At 67.9% G+C, this 25,990-nt stretch carries 31 protein-coding genes and 2 tRNA genes; 12 read left to right on the top strand and 21 right to left on the bottom strand.

What is annotated here, in order from left to right; genetic code table 11:
* Positions 1–135: 135 nt before the first annotated feature.
* From H7V21_RS11295 to H7V21_RS15985, 3 genes are read left to right on the top strand one after another with little or no spacing between them, the layout of a single operon-like run.
* Positions 136–1,146 carry a TrbI/VirB10 family protein gene (locus tag H7V21_RS11295; RefSeq protein WP_316714968.1) on the top strand — a complete coding sequence of 337 codons (1,011 nt, stop codon included), beginning with the start codon at positions 136–138 and terminating at the stop codon, positions 1,144–1,146.
* 11 nt (positions 1,147–1,157) lie between these two features.
* Positions 1,158–1,379, top strand: coding sequence for a DUF2274 domain-containing protein (locus H7V21_RS11290; RefSeq protein ID WP_188053851.1), 222 nt, complete (start codon positions 1,158–1,160; stop codon positions 1,377–1,379).
* Complete coding sequence (locus H7V21_RS15985) at positions 1,376–1,639, top strand: helix-turn-helix domain-containing protein (RefSeq protein ID WP_316714966.1); 264 nt, start codon at positions 1,376–1,378, stop codon at positions 1,637–1,639. Before H7V21_RS11290 ends, H7V21_RS15985 begins: the two co-directional genes overlap by 4 nt.
* A 12-nt stretch (positions 1,640–1,651) precedes the next feature.
* Here H7V21_RS15985 and H7V21_RS11280 read toward each other — a convergent pair whose 3' ends face one another.
* Positions 1,652–2,854: a tyrosine-type recombinase/integrase gene (locus H7V21_RS11280; protein ID WP_188053850.1), complete on the bottom strand. Its 1,203-nt coding sequence runs from the start codon at positions 2,852–2,854 to the stop codon at positions 1,652–1,654.
* 194 nt (positions 2,855–3,048) lie between these two features.
* Positions 3,049–3,141, bottom strand: a tRNA-Ser gene (locus H7V21_RS11275).
* A 161-nt stretch (positions 3,142–3,302) separates the two neighbouring features.
* On the opposite strand from H7V21_RS11275, the gene H7V21_RS11270 reads away from it, so the two are divergent.
* Entirely contained in the window at positions 3,303–4,094 is a 792-nt protein-coding gene (locus tag H7V21_RS11270; RefSeq protein ID WP_188053849.1) for a DUF1134 domain-containing protein, read from the top strand.
* A 6-nt stretch (positions 4,095–4,100) separates the two neighbouring features.
* Positions 4,101–4,397 carry a barstar family protein gene (locus H7V21_RS11265; protein ID WP_188053848.1) on the top strand — a complete coding sequence of 99 codons (297 nt, stop codon included), beginning with the start codon at positions 4,101–4,103 and terminating at the stop codon, positions 4,395–4,397.
* On the opposite strand, the gene H7V21_RS11260 is transcribed toward H7V21_RS11265, so the two are convergent.
* Positions 4,394–5,719 (bottom strand): dihydroorotase, encoded by a 1,326-nt coding sequence (locus H7V21_RS11260; protein ID WP_188053847.1) that lies wholly within the window; start codon positions 5,717–5,719, stop codon positions 4,394–4,396. The genes H7V21_RS11265 and H7V21_RS11260 overlap by 4 nt on opposite strands.
* Before the next feature lie 44 nt (positions 5,720–5,763).
* On the opposite strand from H7V21_RS11260, the gene H7V21_RS11255 reads away from it, so the two are divergent.
* Positions 5,764–6,501: a YgfZ/GcvT domain-containing protein gene (locus H7V21_RS11255; protein ID WP_188053846.1), complete on the top strand. Its 738-nt coding sequence runs from the start codon at positions 5,764–5,766 to the stop codon at positions 6,499–6,501.
* A gap of 167 nt (positions 6,502–6,668) precedes the next feature.
* Here H7V21_RS11255 and H7V21_RS11250 read toward each other — a convergent pair whose 3' ends face one another.
* The 3 genes from H7V21_RS11250 to H7V21_RS11240 form a co-directional block, all read right to left on the bottom strand.
* Positions 6,669–7,793: an OmpA family protein gene (locus H7V21_RS11250; protein WP_188053845.1), complete on the bottom strand. Its 1,125-nt coding sequence runs from the start codon at positions 7,791–7,793 to the stop codon at positions 6,669–6,671.
* Between the two features lie 101 nt (positions 7,794–7,894).
* Positions 7,895–8,278, bottom strand: a complete 384-nt coding sequence (locus H7V21_RS11245; protein ID WP_262503840.1) for a DUF2793 domain-containing protein — start codon at positions 8,276–8,278, stop codon at positions 7,895–7,897.
* 45 nt (positions 8,279–8,323) lie between these two features.
* Entirely contained in the window at positions 8,324–9,307 is a 984-nt protein-coding gene (locus tag H7V21_RS11240; protein WP_188053843.1) for a phage major capsid protein, read from the bottom strand.
* 121 nt (positions 9,308–9,428) lie between these two features.
* On the opposite strand from H7V21_RS11240, the gene H7V21_RS11235 reads away from it, so the two are divergent.
* Positions 9,429–10,025, top strand: coding sequence for a hypothetical protein (locus tag H7V21_RS11235; RefSeq protein ID WP_188053842.1), 597 nt, complete (start codon positions 9,429–9,431; stop codon positions 10,023–10,025).
* Here H7V21_RS11235 and H7V21_RS11230 read toward each other — a convergent pair.
* The 3 genes from H7V21_RS11230 to H7V21_RS11220 all read right to left on the bottom strand — a co-directional run bounded on the left by H7V21_RS11230 (position 9,980) and on the right by H7V21_RS11220 (position 11,982).
* Positions 9,980–10,378 (bottom strand): HK97 family phage prohead protease, encoded by a 399-nt coding sequence (locus H7V21_RS11230; RefSeq protein WP_188053841.1) that lies wholly within the window; start codon positions 10,376–10,378, stop codon positions 9,980–9,982. The genes H7V21_RS11235 and H7V21_RS11230 overlap by 46 nt on opposite strands.
* The gene (locus H7V21_RS11225; protein ID WP_188053840.1) at positions 10,369–10,677 is read right to left on the bottom strand and encodes a DUF6127 family protein; all 309 of its coding nucleotides are present in this window, start codon (positions 10,675–10,677) and stop codon (positions 10,369–10,371) included. The genes H7V21_RS11230 and H7V21_RS11225 overlap by 10 nt, the downstream gene beginning before the upstream one ends.
* A 201-nt stretch (positions 10,678–10,878) precedes the next feature.
* Complete coding sequence (locus H7V21_RS11220) at positions 10,879–11,982, bottom strand: phage portal protein (RefSeq protein WP_188053839.1); 1,104 nt, start codon at positions 11,980–11,982, stop codon at positions 10,879–10,881.
* A gap of 99 nt (positions 11,983–12,081) precedes the next feature.
* On the opposite strand from H7V21_RS11220, the gene H7V21_RS11215 reads away from it, so the two are divergent.
* Complete coding sequence (locus H7V21_RS11215; protein WP_188053838.1) at positions 12,082–12,309, top strand: hypothetical protein; 228 nt, start codon at positions 12,082–12,084, stop codon at positions 12,307–12,309.
* A gap of 6 nt (positions 12,310–12,315) precedes the next feature.
* Here H7V21_RS11215 and H7V21_RS11210 read toward each other — a convergent pair whose 3' ends face one another.
* The 4 genes from H7V21_RS11210 to H7V21_RS11195 all read right to left on the bottom strand — a co-directional run bounded on the left by H7V21_RS11210 (position 12,316) and on the right by H7V21_RS11195 (position 15,929).
* Positions 12,316–13,632 (bottom strand): DNA-packaging protein, encoded by a 1,317-nt coding sequence (locus tag H7V21_RS11210; RefSeq protein ID WP_188053837.1) that lies wholly within the window; start codon positions 13,630–13,632, stop codon positions 12,316–12,318.
* Positions 13,632–14,126: a hypothetical protein gene (locus tag H7V21_RS11205; protein WP_188053836.1), complete on the bottom strand. Its 495-nt coding sequence runs from the start codon at positions 14,124–14,126 to the stop codon at positions 13,632–13,634. The genes H7V21_RS11210 and H7V21_RS11205 overlap by 1 nt, the downstream gene beginning before the upstream one ends.
* 124 nt (positions 14,127–14,250) lie before the next feature.
* Positions 14,251–15,204, bottom strand: a complete 954-nt coding sequence (gene dapF / locus H7V21_RS11200) for a diaminopimelate epimerase (protein WP_188053835.1) — start codon at positions 15,202–15,204, stop codon at positions 14,251–14,253.
* A 53-nt stretch (positions 15,205–15,257) separates the two neighbouring features.
* Positions 15,258–15,929, bottom strand: a complete 672-nt coding sequence (locus tag H7V21_RS11195; protein ID WP_188053834.1) for a glutathione S-transferase family protein — start codon at positions 15,927–15,929, stop codon at positions 15,258–15,260.
* Positions 15,930–16,031: 102 nt separating this feature from the next.
* Here H7V21_RS11195 and H7V21_RS11190 point away from each other — a divergent pair, with 102 nt between their 5' ends.
* The gene (locus H7V21_RS11190; protein WP_262503839.1) at positions 16,032–18,452 is read left to right on the top strand and encodes a DUF2339 domain-containing protein; all 2,421 of its coding nucleotides are present in this window, start codon (positions 16,032–16,034) and stop codon (positions 18,450–18,452) included.
* On the opposite strand, the gene H7V21_RS11185 is transcribed toward H7V21_RS11190, so the two are convergent.
* On the bottom strand, positions 18,437–18,919 hold the full coding sequence (locus H7V21_RS11185) for a DUF6456 domain-containing protein (protein WP_188053833.1): 483 nt from the start codon (positions 18,917–18,919) through the stop codon (positions 18,437–18,439). The two genes, H7V21_RS11190 and H7V21_RS11185, sit on opposite strands and share 16 nt — an antisense overlap.
* Before the next feature lie 90 nt (positions 18,920–19,009).
* On the opposite strand from H7V21_RS11185, the gene H7V21_RS11180 reads away from it, so the two are divergent.
* The 3 genes from H7V21_RS11180 (at position 19,010) to H7V21_RS11170 (ending at position 20,406) form a co-directional block, all read left to right on the top strand.
* Positions 19,010–19,573 carry a helix-turn-helix domain-containing protein gene (locus H7V21_RS11180; RefSeq protein ID WP_188053832.1) on the top strand — a complete coding sequence of 188 codons (564 nt, stop codon included), beginning with the start codon at positions 19,010–19,012 and terminating at the stop codon, positions 19,571–19,573.
* Positions 19,570–19,980: a YidH family protein gene (locus tag H7V21_RS11175; protein WP_262503838.1), complete on the top strand. Its 411-nt coding sequence runs from the start codon at positions 19,570–19,572 to the stop codon at positions 19,978–19,980. The genes H7V21_RS11180 and H7V21_RS11175 overlap by 4 nt, the downstream gene beginning before the upstream one ends.
* A gap of 72 nt (positions 19,981–20,052) precedes the next feature.
* Entirely contained in the window at positions 20,053–20,406 is a 354-nt protein-coding gene (locus H7V21_RS11170; protein WP_188053830.1) for a hypothetical protein, read from the top strand.
* Between the two features lie 19 nt (positions 20,407–20,425).
* Here the strand turns inward: H7V21_RS11170 and H7V21_RS11165 are convergent.
* From H7V21_RS11165 to H7V21_RS11135, 7 genes are all read right to left on the bottom strand, one after another.
* Positions 20,426–20,501, bottom strand: a tRNA-Val gene (locus H7V21_RS11165).
* Positions 20,502–20,556: 55 nt separating this feature from the next.
* The gene (locus tag H7V21_RS11160; RefSeq protein ID WP_262503837.1) at positions 20,557–21,534 is read right to left on the bottom strand and encodes a winged helix DNA-binding protein; all 978 of its coding nucleotides are present in this window, start codon (positions 21,532–21,534) and stop codon (positions 20,557–20,559) included.
* Positions 21,535–21,668: 134 nt separating this feature from the next.
* Positions 21,669–22,616, bottom strand: a complete 948-nt coding sequence (locus H7V21_RS11155; protein ID WP_188053829.1) for a hypothetical protein — start codon at positions 22,614–22,616, stop codon at positions 21,669–21,671.
* 23 nt (positions 22,617–22,639) lie between these two features.
* Positions 22,640–24,079, bottom strand: coding sequence for an NAD(P)(+) transhydrogenase (Re/Si-specific) subunit beta (locus H7V21_RS11150; protein ID WP_188053828.1), 1,440 nt, complete (start codon positions 24,077–24,079; stop codon positions 22,640–22,642).
* Positions 24,080–24,258: 179 nt separating this feature from the next.
* The gene (locus H7V21_RS11145) at positions 24,259–24,540 is read right to left on the bottom strand and encodes an NAD(P) transhydrogenase subunit alpha (protein WP_188053827.1); all 282 of its coding nucleotides are present in this window, start codon (positions 24,538–24,540) and stop codon (positions 24,259–24,261) included.
* 8 nt (positions 24,541–24,548) lie between these two features.
* Positions 24,549–24,863, bottom strand: a complete 315-nt coding sequence (locus tag H7V21_RS11140; protein WP_188053826.1) for a hypothetical protein — start codon at positions 24,861–24,863, stop codon at positions 24,549–24,551.
* A complete protein-coding gene (locus H7V21_RS11135) occupies positions 24,860–25,990 on the bottom strand; it encodes a Re/Si-specific NAD(P)(+) transhydrogenase subunit alpha (RefSeq protein WP_188053825.1) in 1,131 nt (376 codons plus the stop codon). Before H7V21_RS11135 ends, H7V21_RS11140 begins: the two co-directional genes overlap by 4 nt.

The raw sequence follows: 25,990 nt of genomic DNA, 5'->3' as shown, positions 1-25,990 counted from the left end.
GAGACTTTGTCACTTCGAGCACAACCAGCGCCAGCGGTGCGGTTCAAGCGTGGTGCAGTGATCGGACTTGCTGCCCTTACCTCACTCGGGGTGGTTGGCGTGGCATGGACGGCGCTTCAGCCGGTTGATCTGCGAATGGCCGATGAAACCGGCAGCGATCCAGCACCTCCGGCGACGGCGCCTGACGATGCGCTTTCGCCGCTCCCCGCTAGTTATGAAGACGTGCCAAAGCTGGGGCCGCCGCTTCCGGGTGATCTCGGCCGGCCAATCCTTCGCGAGCGGCAACGCAATGCGATGCCGGTTAGCGGCGAGCCGATGATCGATCAGGCCGCGGCTGAACGGAAAGAACGGCTTGCCGCAGAGCAGCGCGCCGCGAGGGAATCACCTCTTCTCGTAAGATCAAACGATACAAAGGCGAATGCAGCCGTTCCACCGGCTCCCGAACCAAGCGTCGCGTCGGCGGTGGTCGAGGATCGCGTCCAACTTGATCCCGTGCGCGATCCAAACGGCCAGCAGCGCAAGCTGGATTTTATCTCGTCGCCGGGTCCCACGGCTGTAAACCCATATCGTCTGCGGCCAGCCGCCTCGCCTTATATGCTGAGCGCGGGCAGTGTAATTGCGGCGAGCCTGATCACTGGGCTGCGGTCGGACCTTCCGGGCCTCGTCGTCGCCCAGGTAACTGAACGGGTGTACGATAGCGCCACGGGAAAGGTCCTGCTCGTTCCGCAAGGCGCGCGACTGGTGGGCAGCTACGATAGCGTCGTCGCGTTCGGTCAGCGGCGTGCGCTCGTCGTGTGGCAGCGGCTGATTTTGCCCGATGGTTCCTCACTTCGGATCGACAATGTCCCCGCGACCGATCCATCGGGCTATGCGGGTCTTGCCGATCAAGTCGATTTTCACACTTGGTCACTGCTCAAGGGCGCCGCGATATCGACGCTCCTTGGGGTCGGATCGAACCTCACTTTTTCCGGTGAAAGCGACTTGGTGCAGGCGATCCGGGAATCGACGCAGCAGAATGCATCGCGCGCGGGCGACCAACTCGTCTCGCGTAATCTAACCGTACAGCCGACGATCACGATCCGACCAGGCGCTTCGGTGCGCTTGGTCGTCCACCGCGATCTCGTCCTCGAGCCCTGGCAAGAATAGGAACAGTCCGTATGCCACTCAAACTCGCCAAGCTCCCCGAGCGCACGCCGGTTAAACTAACGATCAGCATGCCTCCCGACCTGAGCCAAGCGCTATCGGAATATTCGGACGTCTATCGCGAGCAATATGGACAATCCGAGTCCGTCGCCGATCTCATACCGCACATGCTTCGCGCTTTCCTCGACAGCGACCGCGGCTTCGCAAAGGCTCGGCAGAGCGGACGAATATCGTGAGCGACAAAGCGATTGGTCGCGCGGACGGCGGGCAATCGAAAATGCCTAGCCCCGCCTCGGAGGCCCGCCCCATCTGCGTGCGGGTCGACCGCGCCATGTATATGCTCGATATCGGCAAGACGAAGCTCTACGAACTGATTGCAGAAGGCGAGCTCGAAGCCGTTCGTATCGGGCGCCGAACACTCGTCATCCAGTCGAGCATCGATGCGCTCATTCTGCGCCTGCGCTTGGAAAACAGCCTGAAGCGAAGATCGGGCTGAAGGGCCTACCCCTCATTTTTTAAGGCAGTATCGCGCCCAAGCGCCCATAAGCTTGCGCCGCTTTTCGAGCGCACGACCTCGGCGATAGGCCCGCTCGGTCTTCGATTCGATCGCGTGCGCTAGCGCCATCTCGACATCCTCGCGTGCGAATTTCGTCGTCTCGCCCGCCCAGTCGCGGAAAGTCGAGCGAAAACCGTGCACGGTAATCGAGCTGCGATCCATTCTGCGCAGAAGCATCGCCATCGACATGTTGGAGAGCTTTGAGCCGGCGGCGCTCTGAAAAACAAGATCCCCCGGCTTTGCCGTCTTCGGCCGGAGATCGCGAAGGAGCGATACTACATCCGGGCTGAGCGGCACTTGATGCTCGGCTCCGGCTTTCATCCGATCGGCAGGAACGGTCCAGAGTGCCAGATCGAGATCGATTTCCTCCCATGTCGCGCCAAACGTTTCTCCCGATCGCGCGGCGGTCAGGATGGTAAACTCTAGCGCGCGGGCAGCCAGGGCCTCGCGTCTCCTTATGTCATCCATAAAATCGGCAATCTCGCCAAATGGCAGTGCCGCGTGATGCCCCTTCGTTGCCTTCGGCCGCCTGGGAAGAAGAAGGTCGAGATGCCCCCGCCACCGTGCAGGGTTCTCGCCGTCGCGGTGGCCTTTGGCCTTGGCCGCGTCCAGAATGCGCTCGATTCGGCCGCGAACGCGAGAAGCGGTCTCGGGGAGTTTAAGCCAGATCGGTTTCAGGACTTCCAGAATGTCGTCTGTATCGATTTCTCTAATGACCCTGTCCGTCAGGGATGACGCATGCGCCTTGAGCGTCGAACGCCATTGCTTGCGATGCTTCTCGTTCCTGAACCCGCTCTCGATATCGTCAATGAGAGCGTCGGCGAACTCGCCGAACGTAATCCGATCAGCGACCTCGTGCTTCGCTTCCCTGCGTTCCTCGACCGGGTCGCGTCCTTGCCGAAAGGCTGCCCGCGTATCGGATGCAAGATCGCGAGCTTGGGCGAGGCTCACGTCCAAGATTGAGCCCAGGCCCACCTCGCGACGCCGGCCATTCACCATGCAGATGTAAAGCCATGACCGGGTTGGCGGTGCAGAATTCTCCCGCTGTCTCTGTGACTTCCGGACCCGCAGATAGAGACCGCCACCATCGGCATAAATGCCGGGCTCGGTCAGGCTGGGTAGCTGGCGCACATTGAGTCGACCGCGAACATGCATCTCTCTTGCCTCCGATGAGAAGTTTGAGAGCAGACCCGAACATTGTCCAGTCATAAAATTAGTCATAAAGTTATCAGCGGTCTGAGGCGTTCGGCAACGAACGGCGGCGGCTCAGATTCGACGAGTTTTTGGCTGATTTATGCGGGTTTCACAGACCGCAGGCGGTCGTGGCAGTTCGCTGATTTTCGGGATTTTGGCGGAGACGGAGGGATTCGAACCCTCGGTACGGGATTTACCCATACGGCGGTTTAGCAAACCGCTGGTTTCAGCCACTCACCCACGTCTCCGGACAGCGCCTGAACCGCGGCCTATAGCTGCGCTCTCCCGTCCGATCAACTGCGCTTTGGCGCAGACGATCGGGCGCGATTTCGACTCGGGCTGCCGCCTGTTCATTGCAGCGTCAGTAGCCGCCGCCTAGGCTCGCCGCGATCGGGTTTGGGGTGAAGCGATGCGTTTGAAGTCGGTGATGCTATGGGCGGCGGCTGCCGTGCTGGGTCTGGGAACGGTTCCGGCGGCGGCTCAGGTGCAAACGATCGATCCGAATTCCGCGATCGACGCCGATCTAAACGATCCGCAGCCGCAGAGCACGCCGACGCCGAGCGCGACTCCCGAACCCTATTACCAACAGGATCAATATCAGCAGGTGCCGGCCGAACCGCCGGCCTCCGTGGATCCTGCGGTCGATCCCTATGCGGCTCCGCCCGCGACTCCGCAAAATGGGCAACCGACGCTCGACGCCAATCGAATCGAGACGCGCGACACCTATGCCCGCGACGATCTTATCGGCGCCGCCGAAGGTGTGTTCGGACGTGGAGCCGAGGGTCTCGCGGGCATCATCGAGAACATTCTGCGCGAGCAGGGCGAGCCCAACGCCTATATCGCGGGGCGCGAAGCGGGCGGCGCCTTCATCGTCGGGCTGCGCTATGGCTCGGGCACGCTCTTTCACCGGGTCGAGGGCCAGCGCCCGGTCTATTGGACCGGGCCCTCGGTCGGCTTCGACGTCGGCGGCGACGCCAATAAGGTCTTCGTGCTGGTCTACAATCTTTACGACAGCCAGGAGCTCTACAAGCGTTTCCCGGCGGGCGAAGGCCGCGCCTATTTCGTCGGCGGCTTCTCGGCGGCGTATCTGCGCAGCGGCGACACGGTGCTGATCCCCGTCCGACTGGGCGTGGGTTGGCGGCTCGGCGCGAATGTCGGCTATATGAAGTTCTCAGAGGAACAGCGCTGGCTGCCGTTCTGAACCGCGATGCATCAAATCTCGCTCGATGCGATCGGCTGGCAGGATCGCGATGACGTGATGGATGCTCTATTGGCCGCGCTGGGCGCGCCGGAGTGGCACGGTCGAACTCTCGATGCGCTCTTCGACAGCCTGGCTGGCGGACAAATCCTCGCTGTGTGGCCGCCGCTGGCGATCGAGGTTTCGGGTGATGGCGCAGCGCCTCGCGGCGTATCAGAAATGCTGGACAGGATCGAACGGCTGTTCCAGGACGTGCGGCGAACGGGCGACGCCGATGTCACGTTCGTGCGACTAGGGAAGGCCTAGCCGAACGCGACGCTTTCGAATTTCACCGGCTCGCCGATCGCGGCGTCGGCAAGCGCGCCGTCCCACATCACGCGATTGCCGCGGATAATCGTTCCGATCGGCTTGCCGGTGAGCTCCATTCCGGTGAACGGCGACCAGCCGCACTTCGACGCGAGCCACGCTTCCTCGATCGTCCAGCGCGCCTTCAGATCGACGACGGTGAAGTCGGCATCATAGCCGGGCACGATGCGCCCCTTGCCCACCAGCCCGAATACGCGCTGCGGGCCGGCGCTGGTCAGGTCGATCAGCCGCTGCAGCGTCAGGCGGCCCTCGGCGACATGGTTCAGCATCAGCGGCAGCAATGTCTGCACGCCGGGCATGCCGCTCGGGCTCCGGGGATATTGCTGCGCCTTTTCCTCCCGGCTGTGGGGCGCATGGTCCGAACCGATCACGTCGGGCACACCCTGCGCCATCCAGCGCCACAGCCCGTCGCGATGCGCGGCGGATCGGATCGGCGGATTCATCTGCGCAAGGCTGCCGAACCGCGGATAGGCGTCCTCGCCCGCAAGCGTCAGATGCTGCGGCGTCACTTCGCAGGTGGCAATGTCCTTGTTCTGCCCCAGCAGCTCGAGCTCGGCCGGTGTCGTGACGTGGAGCACGTGCACGCGCCGCCGCGCCTCGCGCGCCAGACGCAGGATTCGGCGAGTCGCCAGGATCGCGCTTTCATCGTCCCGCCACACCGGGTGCGAAGCGGGATCGCCGGTCACGCGCTCACCGGCGCGTGCGTTCATCCGGTCCTCATCCTCGCAATGCACCGCGACCCGTCGATGGCCGGAACGCAGCACCCGCGCCAGTTCCGAATCCTCGGATACCAGCAGGTCGCCGGTCGACGAGCCCATGAAGATCTTGACCCCGGCCGTACCGGGCAGGCGCTCGAGCTCTGCAAGCGCTTCGGCATTGGCGGAAGTGGCGCCCACGTAAAACGCGTGATCGCACCACATCCGGCCTTCGGCCCGGCGCAGCTTGTCCGCGACGGCATCGGCGCTGTCGGTGTTCGGCTTGGTGTTCGGCATCTCGAACACCGCAGTCACGCCGCCCAGCACCGCGGCACGGCTGCCGCTCTCCAGGTCTTCCTTATATTCGAGCCCGGGTTCGCGAAAATGAACCTGCGTGTCGATCACGCCGGGGAGAATATCGAGGCCGGTGCAGTCGATCGTCTCGCCGGCGTCGCCGACGCTGCCCACAGCGACGATGCGGCCGTCGCGCACGCCCACATCCACATCGGCCGGTCCGCCGGGCAGATATACGCGCCCGTTCGCGAGCTTGAGGTCGACTGGCGCCATCGCAAAGCCTTTCGTGCTGCCCTGCGACCTCCTACCTGTTCGTTATGATCGATACCACCCCGGGGACATTGCTGGCCGACCGCGCCTTGCTGCGGCTGTCCGGCGAGGACGTGCGCGGCTTCCTCCAGGGGCTCGTGACACAGGATGTCCGCACCGTTGGACCCCTGAGCCCGCGCTGGTCGGGGCTGCTGACGCCCCAGGGCAAGGCGCTTTTCGACTTCATCCTCTGGGATGAGGGCGACTCGATCCTGATCGATTGCGAAGCGGCTCAGCGGGAGGCGCTCGCAAAACGGCTTTCGCTCTACCGGCTGCGCCGCGCAATTTCGATCGAGCCGGTTGACGGCGGTGTGCATTGGGCGGCCAGCGGCGAGCACGGACTGGCCGACCCGCGCCTTCCGGAGCTCGGCCGGCGCTGGCTGGGAGCTGACAGTGGCGCGGTTGCGAACGGCTGGATCGAGCACCGCCTCCAGCGGGGAGTCGCCGAGGGCGCAGCCGAGCTCGGGCAGGACAAGACGCTTTGGCTCGAGTGTAACGCCGAGGAGCTGAACGGAGCCAGCTACACCAAGGGGTGCTTCGTGGGTCAGGAGAATACTGCCCGGATGCACTATCGCGCAAAGGTGAGCCGTCGCCTCGTCGTCGCCCCCCTTGCGGAGCCGGGCCCGCGGACCCGCGCGACATATCCGGAGCTGGGGCTCATGGTCGAGCACCGCCGGGTCGAGGATTTGGGCGACGCGCTTCGGCCTGCGTGGCTTGAGGCCGCACTGGCGACAGCGGCACGGTAAGGCCGGGGCGCGAGCCGCATCAGGCCGTGCGTCGCGCCGCTGTTCTTGGCGGCATGCGAGCGCGCGAGCATGCGGACCTGCCGGCCCAGGGTACGCTTGCGCAAAGAAAAAGGGAGGCCAGTTTCCCGGCCTCCCCATTCTTTCGAGTTCCGAAGAACCCGCGTGGCTTACATGCCCGAACCCGGACCGTAGGTGATTTCCACGCGGCGGTTCTGCAGCTCGCGCACACCGTCGGCAGTCGCGACGCGCGGACGGCTCTCGCCGAAGGCTTCCGTCGAGATCGCGCCGGCAGGGATGCCGCGGCTCGTCATATAGTCGCGCACCGAGTTCGCACGACGCTGCGACAGACCAACGTTGTAGCTCGCCGGGCCCGAACGGTCGGCGTGGCCTGCCAGCATCACCTGAGCATTGCCGCAGTCGCGATAGTTGTTGATCGCGTTGTTCAGGATGGTTCCGGCTTCCGGCGTGATGTCGGAGCGATCCCACTCGAAGAACACGATGTACGGCCCCGGCGTGCAGACGACGGTGGGGGCCGGCGTGGGCGTCGGCGTCGGCGTCGGCGTGTAGATCGGAGTCGGCGCCGGCGTCGGGACGATCACGGGCTCCGGCGCACCGAAGTTGAACGTCACGCCACCAAGGAGGCTGTGCGACCGGAAACGACCGTCGAACTCGCGACCGGTCACATCGACCAGCCGGACGTCGTCCGCATTGAAGAAGCGATACTTAAGCGTGACGTCGACGTTCTCGCTGATCGCCGCGCGCAGGCCGGCGATTGCCTGCCATGCGAACACCGTGTCGGAGTCATCGATGAACGGGCCGTCGGTGGTGAGGCCGACTTCCTGGCTGACGCGGGCAACGCCCACACCGCCGCCGACGAAGCCGCCGAGCGCGTCTTCACCGAAGTCGAGCAGACCATTGACCATGAAGCTGAGCGCCGAGGTCGAGCCGCCCGCATAGTCATAGACGCCGGACCCTGCGCTCCCCAGCGCACCGCCGGGCAGGTAAACAGGCGTGGTCAGAGCCGAACGATAGCTCGACACGGTCGCACGACGATAGCCGACTTCCGCTTCTGCGCGGAACGCACCGAAATCGTAGCCGATGATACCATCGACATCGAAACCATTGTCGTGATCGACGGTCGCAGCGCGCGGCGAAGCGCCGATGTCGTAATCGATATCCTCGACGAGCATCGCGCCGCCTTCGACACCCACATACCACGCGTCGTCGCGGGCCAGGGCGGGAGTGCTGAGCGCGGTCGACGCAAGTGCCAGAGTGACGGCAAGCTTCCGCATCTTAATCCCCTTTCATTGATGTCACTTCGGACAGCGCCAACTCCCTAGCGAAAGCTTGGTTTCCGCGCAAGCGCAAGAATACGCCGACTGTTGCAGGAACGTCACAGGTCGGGCGGATCGATCAGCCCATGCGCGCGCATCGCCGCGAGCACCGCCGACAGAGCGATACGTGCTTCGACGTCCACGGTCGTTCCACCGGCCGGATCGCCGATCGCTGCGCCGCGGCGGCCGATCACCTGCTGCCCTTCGACGACGACCCTGCCGTGCAGTTCTCCGACCGTCCAGCTCCCGCCTGAAAACAGCGCGAAGGCGTCTTCATCGGCGACCCAGACGCGCATGCCTTCGCGCGGTGCCGCAAAGCGCCAGCCGCCTTCGGTCCATCCGGCGAGCGCATGCGCGTGTCCGGCCCACGCGCCGGTCGGGTCGGCGCCCAGCACCCATGCCTGCCCCGGCTCGGGATTCTCGGGCGGGATTTCCGCGCCCATGGCCTCGGCGCTTCCCTGCACCAGCAAGTCGAGCCGCGCGAGCGCCTAGAAGTGGACGAACGGCTTGTTCGAATAGGGATCGCGCAGGATCTGCGTCGCCGAGCGTTCGGCGATCAGATAGCCCGCCTTGAAATTGCCGAACGCGATCGACAGGCTGTTCGCGGCGATGTCGGGCATGTCCTCGGCCTCGACCACCGGATAGCCGAGCAGCGTCGCGGGCTGCCCCGCCGCCAGGCTGGGCTGCCACAGGAACTCGCCGGCGCTCGTCCTGAACTTGCGGATGCGCGCGAGCGTCGCCGAATTCATCACCCACACCGCGCCCTGGCGATAGGGCGGCCGCAGCGTCTGGACCAGATCGATCAGCGTCTCCTCGGCATCGTCGCCGAACGCGCCCGCCGCGCCGCTCGGCAGATACTGAAGCTGGCCGAAGCCGCGCGTCGCATCGCCCGCGAGCGACACCGTCGCCTGCAGAAAGCCCTTGGGCTTGTCGGTCCCGTCGCCATTGACGAAGGCCGCGCCCTCCGCCTTGGCGAACTCGGCCGCGATCTCGCCTGCCAGCCATTGCTCGACATCGAAAGCCGCATCGTCGAGCATCGCCTGGCTCGCCGCCGGATTGGCATAGAGCTCGCCCGAGGGCGGGGCGATCTCGTGAAACGCCGGCGTCGCCGTCTCGTCGCGGCTGCCGGTCTCGCTCGCCCAACCCGAAGGCGTGCCGCCGCTCGTCACCAGCTTGCGATATCCGCTCGATCCCACCTGCACCACATTCGCGATGCTGCGGATCGGCGAGATGCTCTTCAGCGTCGCATCGATCATCGTGTCGATCTCGTCGGGAACCGCCACGCCGCCCGCGGCATCGCTTGCGCCGGTGAAGGCCTTCACTTCCAGCCCGCCAACGCCCGATCGCACGAAGCTCTCGAACGCCGCCGCGCCCGGCGCCCGCGAGCCCGCGAGCATCGGCCGCGCGATCGCCGCGCCCGTTCCGTCCTGTGCCTCGAAGCTCGCCTCAAGGCCGTCCGCCACTTCCGTCATTCCCGTCTCCCGCAAAAAACCCCTCCCCGGTGGGGAGCGGTGGAGGGAAAGGCCCCGCGCCCTTCCGGTTGCTTTGGAATCCGGCACCGCGCACACTGTCCCGACGCCGGGAGAGCGGGCAATGAGCCAGTTCGAATTCTTCATGACCTTTTACGGCCTGCTGCTCGGCCTCGCGGTCGCCGAGCTGATGGCGGGCTTCGCGAACCTGATCGGTGCGAAGGCACGGCCGAGGCTGGGACTGTTCACGCCGCTGCTCGGCTTCACCGTGTTCATCCAGCTCATGGCGACGTTTCTCGACGCCTGGCTGAAGCTCCAGAACGTGGCGATGAACCTGGTCGGTCTGGCCATCCCGACGATGATCGGCATCCTCTTCTTCGTGCTCGCGCGCACCGCGGTCCCGCGCGAGACCGCCGATTGGCCATCGCTCGACGCTTATTTCCTCGCCCACCGCCGCTGGACCGTCGGCATGCTGCTCGCGATCAACGCGCTGATCTGGGTCTATGAATTTCCGCTCCTGCGGGCGATGATCGCGCAGGAGCACTGGTCGAACGTGCGGCACTATTTCGCCGCCAATGGAGTCCTGCTCGCGCTGCACCTGGTGGCGCTGTTCGCCCGTCCGCGTGCGCTGATCGCCGCCGCGCTCGCCGGAATCGCTCTCTTCTACCTCTACTATTACGCCGACTTCGCCGCGCCGATCTTCTCGGCGGCCAGCGCATGAACCCGCGCCAGCGGCTGCATCGGCTGTGCTACCAGGCTGACCTCGGCTAGGTCCACGCGCAGCAGTTCGCGCCGCGCGCCGCGTCGCGCCGCGCGCACGCGATAGCCGAACGACAGGCCGGTCACCGCCCCCGCCGCCACCAGCGCCGCCAGCTTCGGCTCGGCGACACGACCGATAACCCGCAGGCCTCGCGAATCCTCCTCGATCCGCTCGATCGCACCCACCGGCGCGCCGCCATGCTGCCACAACAGCGGCACCGGCCCGACGGCGCCGAACGCGCCGCGCCGAACTACGTCGCCGCCGCGATCGGGCGCGTCGAAGACCGCGGCATATCCGGCGAACCTCACAGCCATTCGGCAAAGCCCAGCTTCACGGCCAGCCCCGCCAGCACCACCGTCAGCCCCATCCGGCCGGCCCATCCGAGCAGCAGCTTGAAAACCGACGATTTCGCGTCGCGCCATGCGCCCAGAAGCTCGCGCAGCTCCGCCATGTCGCGCGGCGCCGCCACATCGTCGAGCCCCAGCTTGGCGAGCGCACGCCGCGCGCCAAGCTCGCCCGCCTCCTCGGCGATGCCGCGCAGCGTGGCCAGATCGGTGCCCGCTTCCTCGGCCTGGCGCATGAGCTGCGCCAGCACTCCCGTATCCTCGCCCATGCCCGTCTCCTGTTGCCGCCGCTTGCCCGCCCGCCTAGGCACGGCCGATGCGCAGACTCGCCTTCCCGGCCGCCGTCGCCGTCACACTCGCGCTGGCCGCGCTGCTCGTCTGGCTATGGGCCAGTGACGCGCATCTGATCGCCGACTGCCGCGATCACGCGGGGCAGTGGGATGCGGAGCGGCGCGTCTGCATCGTGCCGGTCACGCCAGCCCCACGGCCGCGCGCTTCTCCTCGGTCGTAAGGAAATCGGCCGCGCTCACCTGCGCCCACAGCCGCTCGCGGTCCTCCGAAAGCGCCGTCACTCGATCGAGGTCGACGCCCACCGCCGCCCCGTCGAACCATCCCGCCAGTCCCTGGCACAATCCGCCCAGGATCTTCTCGGCGAGCGGCAAGATCGCCAGCCGCCACAGCGCGCGGTTCGCCTCGCGGTAATTGGCATAGGCCGTGTCGCCGGGCAGCCCGAGCAGCATCGGCGGCACGCCGAACGCCAGCGCGATCTCGCGCGCCGCCGCCGCCTTCAGTCCCACGAAATCCATGTCGGCGGGGGTCAGACTCATCGCCTGCCATTTCAGCCCGCCTTCGAGCAGCATCGGGCGCCCGGCATTGGCCGCACCGGCAAAGCCCGCCTCCATCTCCGCCTTCAGCCGCTCGAACTGGTCGGCCGCCAGTGCGCTGCCGTCGCCCGGATCATAGACCAGCGCGCCGCTCGGCCGCGCCGCATTGTCGAGCAGCGCCTTGTTCCAGCGCGCCGCGGCGTTGTGGATCGCCACTGCCCCCGCCGCCGCACCCAGACAGCCGAGCCCATAATGATCGTCGACCGGATGGAACGCCTTGATATGGACCAGCGCGGGCCGCCCCGCGGCGTCCTCCGCCGCCAGCCGTGCGCCATGCTCGCCGACGCGATAGCGATAGGCGACCGGCCAGCCGTTCGCATCGGGCTCCACGCTCACCCGCTCGGGCCGCAGCGCATAGAGCTCGGCGACGCCGCCCGCCGCATCGGTCAGGATCTGGACATAGGCATTGCCGTGAAGCAGCAGATGGGCCGCCACCGTCTCGATCAGCAGCTGCCCGCCCGATCGCGCCGTCACCAGCGCCAGCAGCGCCGGTTCCGATGCAGTGAGCGGCGCTCCGCCGACGCCTTCCGCCACCAGCTTCACCGCGCGCTGCGCCACCGGATTGGCCAGATAGGCGTCGCGCACCTGCGCTTCATACGAGCGCGGCCAATCGCCCAGCATGCCCGCGCCGCCCGCCCGCGCCAGTGCCGGCCGCGCGCCCTCGCGCCGCCCCTTGCCGAACCATTTCATGCGCTTCTCCTTCGTTCCGGTCCCGCGCCGCCCTCCGCCTTGCCGCGACGGAACGGATCGCCTCGCCGGCGATTGCAGTCCCACCCGATGGAAGGTTCCGTGATGCAGTCCGCCGTCTATTCCACCGTGCTGTCGGCGTTGCTGGTCGTGCAGGGCATGCTGATCTTCTTTCTCGCCTGGCGGGCGCGAAGCGCGCGTCAGCCGGTCTCCGAGCGGATCAACCGCCGTGCGCTCGCCGCGCTGATGGTCCTCGGCGCGGTCAATACGCTCCTGTTCGGCGCGATCCTCGTTTCGCGACTGATGGAGGCCGGGACGAACCCCGCCTGATCGGCATCAGATCACGCGGACCCCCGCCGCGTTCCGCCGCCCCAGCATCAGCTCGGTCATCGCCCACACCAGCGCATCGGCGCGATCGGGCGAGCGTCCCGGCCCTTCATAGCCGCCCCCCGCCACCAGCCCGCACAGTTCGTCCTCCAGCGCCGGAAAGCCGCCGACATGAAACGCTCGGCCGCGCTCGTACAGCGCCGCCACCGGCTCCGCGCGCGCCGACTTGCCCCGGCTGGCGTGCACCAGCCGCAGCGGCAGCGCGGCATCCGCCGCCTCGAGCACGCTGCGCACCATCGCTCCGCCCTGGTTCGCCTCGGCCACCACGCGATCGGCGCCGTTGCGCACCGCGCAGCTTGCCACCGCGCGCGCCCAGCCCTCCGGGCTCGCGCCCGCCACGCTCGCGTCCTCGATCACATAGGCCGCGCCATCGCGCCCCAGCGCCACCGCCACGATGCCGCACGCATCACCGCGCCTGCTGCGCGCATCGCTGGAAGCTCCGGCGGGAGGATCCACGCCCACCACCACCCGCCGGAGCCCCGGCGCCGCGCGAATGCGCGCGCCTTCCAGCAACGCGCGCGTCCACAGCGCGCCCGCCGCGTCCTCGATCAGTTCGCCGTCCAGTTCCTGCCGCCCCAGCCGGGTGCCGCCGTACAGCTCGGCCATCGCGTCGCGAAACGCCTGCGGCAGCAGCACATTGTCGGCCGTACGCCCGGTAACGGTCACGGTGTCCGGCCGCTCGCGCAGCGTCCGCAGCAACGCGATCGGCCGCGGAGTCGTCGTCACCAGCGCGCGCGGCCGCTCGCCCATGCGCAGCGCCATCGCCAGATTGTCCCAGGTCTCGTTCGGATAGGCCCATTTGGCGATCTCGTCGCACCAGGCATAGTGAAACTGCGGCCCGCGCAGTCCCTCCGGCCGCTCGCCCGAATGGACGAAGGCTTGGGCGCCGCCGGGCCATGCCAGCCGCCCGCGCGTCGGTTCCCACTTCGGCCGCGCCTCCTCCGGCGCCGTCGCCAATATGCCGCTCGGCCCCTCGATCATCACTGCACGCACTTCGGCGAGCGTGGCACCGACGAGCGCGATCTGCGCCGCGCCCTCGGCCTCGGCCAGCGCGCGTACCCATTCGGCGCCCGCCCGAGTCTTTCCAAAGCCGCGGCCCGCCAGCATCAGCCATACCCGCCAGTCGTCGCCCTCGGGCGGAAGCTGGCGCGGATCGGCCCAGAAGCGCCACTCGTGCAGCAGCGCGGTCCAGCCCGAGTCCGGCTTCAGGAAGCGCCGCTGCTCGTTCGCCGGGGCGCGTCCCACCGCCCGTGCGGTCGACAGCATCAGACGGAGCCATCCGCATCGCCGGCGTCTTCGCGGGCAGTGGCGTCGGTCAGCAGCGCGATCCGGCGCACCACTTCGGCCTTGGCTTCGATTTCGGTCATCCGCACCGGCTGCATCGTCCCGCCGATCCGGTCATACACCTCGGGTCGCCGCGCGCGCAGCAGGAACATCGCCAGCTGATCCGAATAGGTTCGAACATTGCCTACGATTTCACCGCGATAGTAGACCGGCCGCTCGACGCCGCAGCGCGCCCGCTCGATCAGCTGGCTCTCCAGCTCGTCGAGTGCCTCGGCGATGGCCGCGTCCCAGTCTCGTGCGAAGGTGGGGTTGCGGAGGCGGTGACCATAGACGGTCGAGCTCGATAGCCCCGCCTCGCGCGCGGCACGCGAAACATTCGCCGTCTGCCGCAGCACCTCGAGGAAACATGCCTTGCGCACCGCCAGCGGCGGCTGCTTTCCCTTGCGCGCGCTGCGCGGCTTCGTCGCTCCGGCCATCGTCCCCTCCCGAAACGCAATCGGGCCGGAAGGCGTTGCCGCCCCGGCCCGACTCGCAATTCTTCAGCGTTCCTGTCTGTTGCCAGATCAGCGTGACGATGTCAAGCTAAAAGTGCCAAATGGGTTACGTGGCCAAGTCGGCAATCACCGCTTCCCATGCCGCCGCCTCATCCTCGCGCCGCGCATGGACCAGCGGCGGCGCGATCGTCCCCGCCTCCGGATCGACCTCGATGGTCGCGTCATAGAGGAAGCTGGCATTGCCCGAGACTGCTACCGAGCCCCCCGCCTCCGGGCTCTCGGCACAGGCGCGCACCAGGCCACCTCGGTTGAAGACGATGATCTCGCTCCCAAAGGCGATTCGTCCGGTCAGTCCGGCGGCAAAGGTCGCCGCCGCCATCGCGCTGCCGCAGGCGTTGGTCAGCCCCACGCCGCGCTCATAGGTCCGCACGAAGAGATCGCGTTCCCGCAGTTGCGCGAAACTCACGTTCGTGCGTCCCGGAACGAGCTCGGGTCCGGCCTCGCACCAGTCACCGAGCGCAACCAGCTCCGCCTCGTCGATCGACTCGACGAACGCCACCAGATGCGGGTTCGGCATCGCCACCGCAGTGAAGGATCGCTCGCTCGGCAGCCCGGGCACGACCGAATCGACCAGCATCTCCGCGGCGATTCGCAAGCCGACATCGGCGGTGCGGATCGAAGCCGGCCCCGCCACCGTGCGCACCGTCACCACGCCCGGCGCCAGCTCTTCCTGGCGCGCGACCTGCGCGCTGCTCGTCTTCAGCCGCACCGCCGCCGAGTCGAGGCCCAGCAGCTCGAATCCCAGCCGCGCGACGCAGCGCAGCCCGTTGAGGCAGGTCTCGGCTTCGCTTCCGTCGGGATTGAACATCCGCATGCCGAAATCATGGCGCGCGTCGCCCTGTGTCAGCAGCAGGATGCCGTCGCCGCCCACCGGCCCCTCGCGGTCGGCGAGCGCCCGTGCGATGCGGGCCCATTGGCCGTCGTCGAGCGCTAGCCCGCGCGCGTCGATCAGCGGAAAGTCGTTGCCCGATCCATGGCATTTGACGAAGGCAAGCTGCATTGCGGCGAAATAGCCGAAGTGCGGCGCGAGTGCACGTGCGAAACGACCCCGGCTCAGGCCGCCGCCGCTTCGCGAACCGCCCCGCCCATCGCCGCGATCGTCTTGCGGTCCTGCTCCAGGATCGTGGCGAAGCTCGGCCGCTCGAGGATCCGGTTCAGATAGCGGGTGACGCGCGGATAGCGCACCGGGTCGACCGGCGATCCGACGAGCGCCAGATTGGCGAGCGGGCTCGCCACGGCGATGTCGGCCAGCGTCAGCCGATCCTCGACGAGAAAGCCTTCGTCCGGCACCACGCGCTCCAGATAGTCGCACACCTTCGGCATCGCCTCGCGCTCGGCGGATTCGGCCGCGGCGATATCGGGCGTCATCCGCAGCACGCGCGGCCCGACGAAGCGATTGAAGAAGATCGGCGTGTTCGCTCCGACGATGATCGTATCGGCGAACTCCTCGAACCAGATCGTCCGTCCGCGTGCTTCGGGCGCTTCAGGGATCAGCCCGGCTTCGGGATATTTGGCCTCGATATAATGGATGATCGCGGAGGAATCGCACAATGTGAAGTCGCCGTCGCGGAACGCCGGCATCTTGCCGAACGGGCTCGCCTCGGCGAACTCCGGTCCGCCCTGGCCCATGCCTGCAGGCTTCAGCTCGGGCGCCAGCCCCTTCTCGGCGCAAACGACCATCACCTTGCGCACGAAAGGCGACAATGTGGACCCATAGACGATCATCGTGCATCCCCTCTGACGTGCGACGGCAATCTACCATGTCGGTTGCATCAAACAACCTAGTTTCGAGGCCGTATCAATGCCCGTAGCACCTGCGCTGCCCCGGTGACCGGCCTCACGCTCCTGCTGCTGATCGGCGCGATTCTCGCTGCGGTCGCGTTCCATCGCCGGCTCCGGCGAGTCGAGCGCGAGCTCGCCGATCTCTGTTCGGCGCTCGCCGGCGGCACCGCGCCCGCCGCCCGCGCGCCCGCGCCGCCGCGGATCTCGCGCCCTCGGCCCGCACCGACGCGCCGCCTGCCACGCCCGAAGCTCAACTTCGAAACGTTGGTCGGCGGCCGATTGCCGATCTGGATTGGCGGCGCGGCACTGGCCCTGGCCGGCTTCTATCTCGTCCGCCTCTCGATCGAGAGCGGGTTGCTCGGCCCCGTCGCCCGGACGATCCTCGCCGCGCTCTTCGCCGCGCTGCTGATCGCGGCGAGCGAAGCCGCGCACCGCCTGTCGGCCGCGCTCGCCGACCGGCGCGTCGGCCAGGCGCTCGCCGGCGCCGGCGTGGCCAGCGGCTATGCCACGCTCTACATGGCGGCCGCGCTCTACGATCTCGTCGCGCCGCTGCCCGCCTTCGTGGCGATGCTCGGGATCACGGCGCTCGCGCTCGCACTGGCACTACGGCACGGGCCACCGACGGCGGCAATGGCGCTCGCCGGCGGATTCCTCGCGCCGCTGGTGGCCGGGTTCGAAGCAGCGGGCGTCGGTCCGCTGCTGGTCTATCTGGCTCTGTTCATCGCGGCGCTGTTCGGCCTCGGCGTCCGCCGCGGCTGGGCGTGGCTCGCCATCGCGGCTGCGGCCGCGGGCTTCGCCTGGATCAACTTCCTGATCAATGCGCTGCAAGACGACGATCTGGCTGCGCTGGGGCTGTTCACGGTGGTGCTCGCCGCCGGCGCCAGTGCCGCGCTCCCGGCTGCGGGAGCCCGGGCACGCTGGCTTCGCCTCGTGCCGCTGCTGGCGGGTCTCGTCCAGCTTGTCGCGCTCGCCCCCGCGCTCGAATTCGATGCGCCCGCCTGGAGCTTCTATCTCGTCCTCGCCGCCGCGTCGCTGGTGCTCGCCTGGCGCGACCGGATCTATCTGCCCGGCGCCGCCGCTGCGCTCGCCCTGCTCCTGCTGCTCGAAGCGGTCGCGATGCGAGAGGGGGCCACCGGCGCCACTTTGATCGCCGCGCTCGTCGCAACGCTGCTGTTCGCGCTGCCCGGCCATCTGCGCGTCGATCGGCCCGGCTGGGCGCTGCTCGCGCTCGGCGGCACCGCCGGGCCGCTCCTCGTCGCCCACGCCGCCGCCGCGCCGCTGCTCGCCCCGGCCGGCTGGGCCGCGGCCGAGATCGTCGCCGCCGCGCTCTGCGCCTGGATCGTCTGGCGCACCCGCGACACGGCCGATCCCCTCGCCCGCGTCGCAGCTCCCGCGCTCGTCGCGCTGCTGGCGACGCTCGCCATCGCCACCTTGCTTCCGCCCAGCTGGCTCGCGGTCCCGCTCGCGCTGGCGATGCTCGCGCTCGCCGGCTGGGCCCACCGCAACCCAGCACCGGCGCTCTTCGCGCTCCCTGCGCTTCCGTTCGCCGCCGCAGTTCTCGCTGCCGTCGGACCGCTGGGGGAGCTGGGGAACGCCCTCGTCCAGTCGGTCGGCGGCGCGCGCCTCCCCTATCCGCTGCTGCCCGACCTCGGCCTGCTGCTGCGCGCGCTCGCGCTTCCCACCGTCGCCGCGGCGCTGCTCCTCGCCGATCCGCGCCAGTTCGGTCGCGGGCGCAGGGCCGCTGGGATCGCCGCCATCGCTCTCGCGATCCTGCTTCTCTACGCGCTGGCGAAGCAGCCGCTGGCGATCGCCACCGATGCCGACTTCCGCAGCTGGGGCTTCGTTGAGCGCGCACTGCTCACCCACGCCTGCCTCGCCGCCGGCTGGCTGCTATACCGCCGCACACGTCTGCGCGGCGTCGCGACGGCACTGCTTGCTCTCGGCTTCACGCGATTCGTCTGGTTCGATCTCCTCGTCCTGAACCCGGTCTGGGTGGCCCAGGCTGTCGGATCGTTTCCGCTGCTGAACGCCGCCGTCCTGCACACCGCGCTCACTGCCTTCTGGCTGTGGATGCTGCCGCCGCGCCCGTTCCTGCGGACCGCGGCGGGGGTCGCCACGCTGGTCTCCGTTCTGGCTGCCGTCCGGCAGGCGACGCATGGCACGATCCTGACCGGCCCGGTCACGACGCTCGAAAACACCGGCTATTCGGCAGCGCTGCTCATCCTCGCCTTGTTCTGGCTCTGGCGCGGCATCGCCATCGGCGCGCGCGACCTGCGGCTGTTCGGCCTCGTGCTGCTCACTGGCGTCACCTTCAAGGTGTTCCTGGTCGACGCCGCCGCGCTCGATGGCGTGCTGCGCATCCTGTCCTTCCTCGGTCTCGGCGTTGCGCTTATCGGCATCGGCTGGGCCTATGGCCGCTTCCTCGGACGCGAGGCGCAGCCCGGCACGGATCACCCCAGCCCATAGTGATCGGCGAGTCGGTCGAGCGCGATGCCGAGCACCAGCTTGCCCGCGCGCGCCGGCCAGCCGAGCGCCTTCTCCGCCGCCGGCAGCCCCTCGCCCGCGCAGACCACTCGCCACAGCACGTCGCTCAGCCCCGGTCCTGCGGCCGCCACCGCGGCATCGAACCGCCGCTTGGCCGCGATCTGCGCCAGCGTCGGATCGAGCGGTGCATCCGGACCGCGCCGCCCCCGCGCCGTCGGCGCCGCGTCCCAACGCATCGTCACCCGCGGCCCCAGCGCGGCCGTTTCATAGTCGCTTCGCAGCCGCTCGCCCGCCTCGAATTGCCGCGCATCCACCATTCCGCGCGCGCGCAGCCAGCCGAGCGGCGATTCGGCGGCGTTCACCGTCACCGTGCGCCGGCTGCCGCGCCGCGCCGGGGCGCCCGGAGTCGCACCAACCGCCTCGATTTCCCGCTCCACCAATTCGCGCATGCCGTACCTCCGCTGCTTCCGAGTCGCGAAGCACTTGCCACAAGGGCAAATATGTAGGACAGTAAAAAACCGCTCCGGTTAGGATGGGTCATGATCACTGCCATTCGCGAAGTCCGCCGCGCCAAGGGACTGACGCTCGACGACGTCGCGCGCCGCTGCGATCCGCCCACTACGGCGCAGACGATCGGGCGGCTGGAAACCGGCACCCGCACGGTTTCGGTGGCCTGGCTCAATCGCATCGCCGCCGCGCTTGAGGTCGACGCCGCCGATCTCGTCCGCCTCCCCGATCGCCCCGACATCGCGGTCGCCGCTGTGCTTGACGGTTCGGGAGCGCAGGCGCCGCGCCGCGCCGCCACGGTCGCCCCACCCCGTGCCGAACCCGAAATGGTGGCCGTGACCGTAACCGCCGGGATCGGCGACTATCGGGCCGGGGACGCGATCTGGTGCGAGCGGCTGCCGCCCGAGGAGTTCGCCCGGGCGCTCAACCGCGACGTGCTCGTCCCCCGCCCCGCCGGGCGGTTCCTGTTCGGCCGGCTGATCGGGCGCGAGGATGGCAAGCTCCACCTCCTCCCGCTCGGTGCAGGAGCACGGCAGCAGGTCGTCGCCAACCCGCCATGGATCGCAAGCGCGGTCCGCCTCGTTCGAACGCTGTGAGCAACAGCGACGGCACCAACGGGAAGGGCGAGGATCGCACCGATCTCGCCGATCGGCGCACCGACTATGCCGAGGATCGCACCATTCTCGCCAACGAGCGCACCTTCGCCGGCTGGGTGCGTACCGGCCTTGCCGCGGTCGGCATCGGCGTCGGCTTCCACGCCCTGTTCGGCTCGATCGAGCCGCCCTGGGTGCCGCGCGCCGTTGCCAGCTTCTTCGTCGCGGTTGGGGTGATAATCGTCTGGAGTGCGCAATATCGCGCCTGGAGAGTGCTCAAGCGGCTCAGTGCACATCGAGTCGAGGAGATTCCCCGCGCCTATGTCTGGTTGATCGCAGTGGCGGTGACGCTGGGCGGCGGCGTATTAGTTGCAGGATTCTGGCTCATGAGCGACTATTCGGGAATCTGACGCCGCGGCTTCGCGCCGGGTCGGTGGCGACCCTCCGGCGAGGTCGCGCTGGATCGACAGGAGGATCCGCCGATGCCGACCCTATTTGCAATGATGCTCGCGTCGCTGGCGCTGCCGATCGCGCCCGCCCAGGACGGCGGCTTCATACTCGCCAATGAAACCGGACGCGAAATCAGGATCGTCGAACTCACCCCTGCCGAAGCCGGCGCCTGGGAGCGGCCGCGCGATCCGCGTGCCGTGACTCCGATTCCCCCCGGCGCGCGCGCGACGATCGCCTTCGTGCCACCGCGCAACCGCTGCCGCTTCGACCTGCGAACCACCTTCGCCGACAATCGGACCGCCGTCTTCAGTGGCATCGATCTATGCAACCAGCCGGATATCACGCTCCGGATCGAAAACGGCATCCCGCGTCACCGAGCGGACTGAGGCGCTGATTGTCGTCCAATGGTGGGCGGTGACGGGTTCGAACCGCCGACCCTCTCGGTGTAAACGAGATGCTCTACCAGCTGAGCTAACCGCCCACGGCGCATGCGATGCCAAAGCGCGCGCGTGCTGGCAAGTCGCTGCGCGCGCGGGTCAGACGAGCGAGAGCCCCTGCCGCTTCACTGCGGCGCTATAGGCGCGCATCGCCTGCAGCCCCTTTTCGCTGAGTGCGATATACGCACGCCGCCGGTCGTTCGGATCTGCATTGCGCTGAAACAGGCCAGCCTCGTGCATCGTGCCGATCCAGCGCAGCGCCGTCGTCGGCGGCACGGCCGCCGCGATGCACAGGCTCGACACCGAGACGCGCCGGTCTTCCAGCTCCGCCGCGAACAGGTCGAGCAGCATGTCCCAGGCGGGGTCGGCGAACAGCTCGTCGGCGAAAAACTGACCCCGCATCCTTCGGGTTCGGATCACGGCGCGGATTTCCTGCGCGCTCGCCCCGGCGGTTTCGCCAGCATTCTCCGGCCCACGATAGTCGCTGCCGGGCTCGCGCAGCCCGCCGCCACGCCGGTCGGCATCCTCGCCTCGCGTCAGCCGCGCCAGCGTGTCTGCGATCCGGGCGACTTCCTCGTTCAGCCGCCGAAGCCGCGCCGCCTCGCCGTCGCGCGAAGCATCGTGGAGCTGCGCGGACGGACGGTGTCCGGTGGCGAGAAGCGCCGCCACTCGCTCGGCCGTGCCAGGATCGCAGAGCAGTTGCGCCCCGCTACCGAGCAGCCGTGCCGCGGCGATGTCGATCTGGTCGGGCGCGATCGCCACCACCACGGCCGCCGACTGTGCCTGCGCCGATCGCGCCGCCGCCGCGAGCGCTCCGTCGAACAGTGCGGCGTCCACGCCGCTGCCTTCGATCGCGATCACATCGAAGCCGACCTGCTCGGCAAGCCGCGCCTCGGCCTCGGCGAAGCCGATCCGCCTTCGCAGCCGCATGCCGGAAAGCGCCAGCGCCTCGGCCGCCGCCTCCGCCGCGGGGGTCGAATCGGCGATCAGAAGCGCGTCGGGCGCCATACTGTATCCGTCGCCAGCGGCCGAGAAGGATGCAGACATGCTCGCCCCCGAGTTCATCTTCTGTTCCATTGATGCCGCATTGCTCCGAAACGGTTGAGTCGAGTCCGGTCCGTTTCGGAGTAACTCGGGCGGATCATCCTGGCGCTCGCAAGGATTTGCATCGGCTTCGGAGCGGTCGGCGAGCCGACGTGCACGTCCGTGGATCAATCCGCCTCGAAATCGCGGTCGGAGTCGGGCTCGACGTGCGGATCGGCGAACGCACCGCGTTCGATCAGCACCTCCCGCGCCGCAACCGCTGTCGCTCCGGTCAGCAGCACGAACACGATCAGGCCCGCGATCATCATCAGGAGGAGCGTCAGCAGCATGCCGCCGGCGGCGGCCATGGTAGCCGGCGCCTGTGTCGCCACGTCGGCTGCGAAAGGATCGGCGGTCATCGCCGGGAAATTGGCGCCGATCGTTCCGATCATCGGCAGGCTCGCGACGAGGACCAGCAGGATCGAGATCACGATGATGATCAGATACGCGCCGAGGAGCGGCCAGAAATGGCCCGAGGAAAGCTCCCAGCCGCTGTCGAGCGTGAAACGCCGGTAATGAAAGCTCGCGGGCAGGATCAGCGACAGCTTCACCCAGAGCACCAGCCATCCGGCGATGAACAGCAGCAACACGATGGTCGAGGCGATGTCCATCGCCACCGGATCGCCGCCCGCCGCGAGCCCCAGCGCCGATCCGATCAGCCCGAGGATCAACGACCCGAAAAAGGCCAGGACCATCATCAGGATGCCGAGCAGCAGAGTCAGACCGAGCGTGCGCAGTTCGTCCCTGCCGAAGCGGATCGATGCGCCGCCGCCTTCTTCCGGACGGAGCACCGCCCGATAGACTGCGTTCATCAGCACCGCGGCGAGCGCGTAATAGGCAAGATACATCAGCAGTGTGAGCAGGATCGACTGGCCGCTGAACGACGCGAGCGCTTGTTCCGGATTGGCCCCGGCGCCAAAGCCGCCGGCCATCATCGCACCGCCCAGCGCTCCCATGAAGACGATGCTGATCAGCACGATCCCGCCGAGATAGACCAGCCCCCACAGCGCCACTGCACCGGGCCGCCGCGCGATCAATCGAAACGCGCCGCTCACGATCGAACCCACCGTCACCATCGTTTTTCCCCCAGAAACCGTGGTCAGTCGAGCGCCTTGACGATCTCCTCGACCATCTTCTTTGCGTCCGCGAGCAGCATCATCGTGTTGTCACGATAGAATAGTTCATTGTCGACGCCGGCATAGCCCACGCCGCCCATCGATCGCTTGATGAACAGCACGGTCTTGGCCTTTTCGACGTCGAGCACCGGCATGCCATAGATCGGCGAGCTTTTGTCCGTCTTCGCCGCGGGATTGGTCACGTCGTTGGCGCCGATCACGAAGGCGACGTCGGTCTGGGCGAACTCGCTGTTGATGTCCTCCAGCTCGAACACGTCGTCGTAGGGCACGTTCGCTTCGGCCAGCAGCACGTTCATGTGCCCCGGCATGCGCCCCGCCACCGGGTGGATGGCGAACTTCACCCGCACGCCCTCCTCCTTCAGCTTGTCGGTCATCTCGCGCAGCACGTGCTGCGCCTGCGCCACCGCCATGCCGTAGCCGGGAACGATGATCACCTGTTCGGCCTGGCTCATCAGGAAGGCCGCGTCCTCGGCCGATCCGCGCTTCCACGGCCGGTCGATCTTCTCGCCGCCGCCGGCCGCGCCGCCGCTGTCGGCGCCGAAGCCGCCGGCGATCACGCTGATGAAGCTGCGGTTCATCGCGCGGCACATGATGTACGAGAGGATCGCGCCCGAGCTGCCCACCAGCGCGCCGGTGATGATCATCGCCGTGTTGCCCAGCGTGAATCCCATCGCCGCGGCGGCCCAGCCCGAATAGCTGTTCAGCATCGACACCACGACCGGCATGTCCGCGCCGCCGATCGGAATGATCAGCAGGAACCCGATCAGGAACGACAGGCCGGTGATCGTCCAGAACACCCAGGGGCTCTGGTCCTGCAGGAAATAGGCGATCAGCCCCAGGATCGCGGCGAGCAGGGCCAGGTTGATCGCATGCCGCGCCGGCAGCAGGATCGGCGTGCCGCTCATATTGCCGTTCAGCTTCAGGAACGCGATCACCGATCCCGAGAAGGTGATCGCGCCGATCGCCACGCCCAGACCCATTTCGACGCGGCTGACGCGGTTGATCGCCTGGAACGGCTCGCCGATCATCGGGATCACCAGATCGGCGATGCCGAAGGCCGCTGGATTGAGAAACGCCGCCGCGGCGACGAGCACCGCAGCCATGCCTACGAGCGAATGGAACGCCGCCACGAGCTGCGGCATCGCCGTCATCGCGATCCGCTGCGCGATCAGCCAGCCCACCGCGCCGCCGATCGCGATAGCCGCGATCAGCTCGACGGGGCTCGCGATCTCGTGCGTGACCAGCGTGGTGACGATCGCGATCGCCATGCCGATCATGCCCATCCGGTTGCCGCGCCGGCTGGTCGCGGGCGAGGAAAGCCCGCGCAGCGCCAGGATGAAGCAGACGCCGGCGACCAGATAGGCCAGCGCCACCCAGGGGTTCACGGGAGCCGCTTCGTGCATCAGTCGTTCCCCCGAATGTCTTGCTGAGCCGCACGCGCGTCGCGCGCATTATCGCGCAGCGCCATGTCCTTGCCGACCTGGTATCCCCCTAGAACGCAAAGCGACACGACCGCCACGGGAAGCGCCACCCGCAGGCTGCTGCGTGCGGACCGAAGCACGCTGCTGTCCCCCGCCACGGCTCAGCGCTCCTTCTTCTTGTACATCGCCAGCATCCGCTCGGTCACGGCAAAGCCGCCGAAGATGTTGACGCTGGCGAGCGCCACCGCGACCAGCCCCAGCCATTTCGCGACCTCCTGCCCCGCCGCCATCGCCGCGATCAGCGCACCGACGACGATCACCGAGGAAATCGCATTGGTCACCGCCATCAGCGGCGTGTGCAGCGCCGGCGTAACCGACCAGACCACGTAATAGCCGACGAAACACGCCAGTACGAAGATCGACAGGATCGCGATGAAGTCCATGGGTCCGCCTAGCTGTCGGTGAGAAAGGAATCCTGCGGCAGAAAACGGCCGAGCCGCCCCGCCTCGGTCGTGAAGACGCAATAGGCTTCGCCGTCGATGCGCACGCCGAAGGTGTTGGTGCCTTCGAAGCCGATGCGCACGACCGACCGCTCCGGTCCGAGCGCCTGACGTACGCCGTTGCGTCGGTAGTCCGAACGATAGCCGAGATTGTTCTGAATCCAGCCCTCGCACGCGCGCACCGCCTGCGGCGCCACCCCGTCGCTCGAATGGCCGCATCCGCCCAGGCCCGCCGCCACTGCGGTCATGGCGAGCCGCGGGATCATTGCGCGAGCAGCCGCGCGTTCACCACTTGCCCGCCGCGCGTCAGCCGGATCGCCTGCGCGATCTCATCGTCGTCGGGCAGCACGGGCCGCCCCGCATCCTTGTCCCAGAAGGCGGAGAGGAAGTTGAACAGGTTGCGCGCGAACAGCGCCGATGCGTCCGCCGCCAGCCGGCTCGGCACGTTGCGGTGTCCGACGATCTTCACGCCGTGCTTCTCGACGATCTCGCCCGCAACCGCGCCTTCCACATTACCGCCCTGCTCGACAGCCAGGTCGACGATCACGCTGCCCGGCCGCATCGAGGCGACTTGTGCATCGCTGATCAGACGCGGCGCGGCGCGGCCCGGGATCAGCGCAGTGGTGATGACGATGTCCTGCTTGGCGATGTGGCTCGACACCAGCTCGGCCTGCGCCGCCTTGTACTCGTCGGACATTTCGGTGGCATAGCCGCCGGTGCCTTCGCCCTCGATGCCTTTCACTTGCTCGACGAAGATCGGCTTGGCGCCGAGCGACAGGATCTGCTCCTTGGTCGCGGCGCGCACGTCGGTGGCGCTCACCTGCGCGCCCAGCCGCCGCGCGGTCGCGATCGCCTGCAGCCCGGCGACGCCCACGCCCATCACGAACACGCGCGCGGCGGAGACGGTGCCCGCGGCAGTCATCATCATCGGAAAGGCGCGGCCATATTCGGCCGCCGCATCGAGCACCGCCTTGTAGCCGGCGAGGTTCGACTGACTCGAGAGGATGTCCATCGATTGCGCGCGCGTGATGCGCGGCATGAACTCCATCGCCAGCGCCTCGGCACCGAGCGCGGCATAACCATCGACACGCGCGCGCTCGCCGAAGGGATTGAGCCCGGCCACTATCCAGGCGCCCTGCTTCAGTCCGGCCAGGCTTGCGGGATCCGGGCCCTGCACGCCGAGCAGCATATCGGCGCCGGCGATCACCTGTGCGCGCGGACCAAGCGTGGCGCCGGCCGCGGCATAGGCGTCGTCGGAGATCGAAGCGCTTGCGCCCGCGCCGGTCTCGACCGCGACCTCTGCGCCGAGCCCCGTGAATTTCTTGACCGTCTCCGGAGTTGCCGAAACGCGCCGTTCGCCGGCTGCGAGCTCCTTGAGGACGGCGATCTTCAC

Origin of the sequence: Sphingosinithalassobacter sp. CS137 (assembly GCF_014334115.1) — a bacterium.
Classification (GTDB): Bacteria; Pseudomonadota; Alphaproteobacteria; order Sphingomonadales; family Sphingomonadaceae; genus Sphingomonas.
This window is presented reverse-complemented; position numbering and strand designations above follow the sequence as displayed.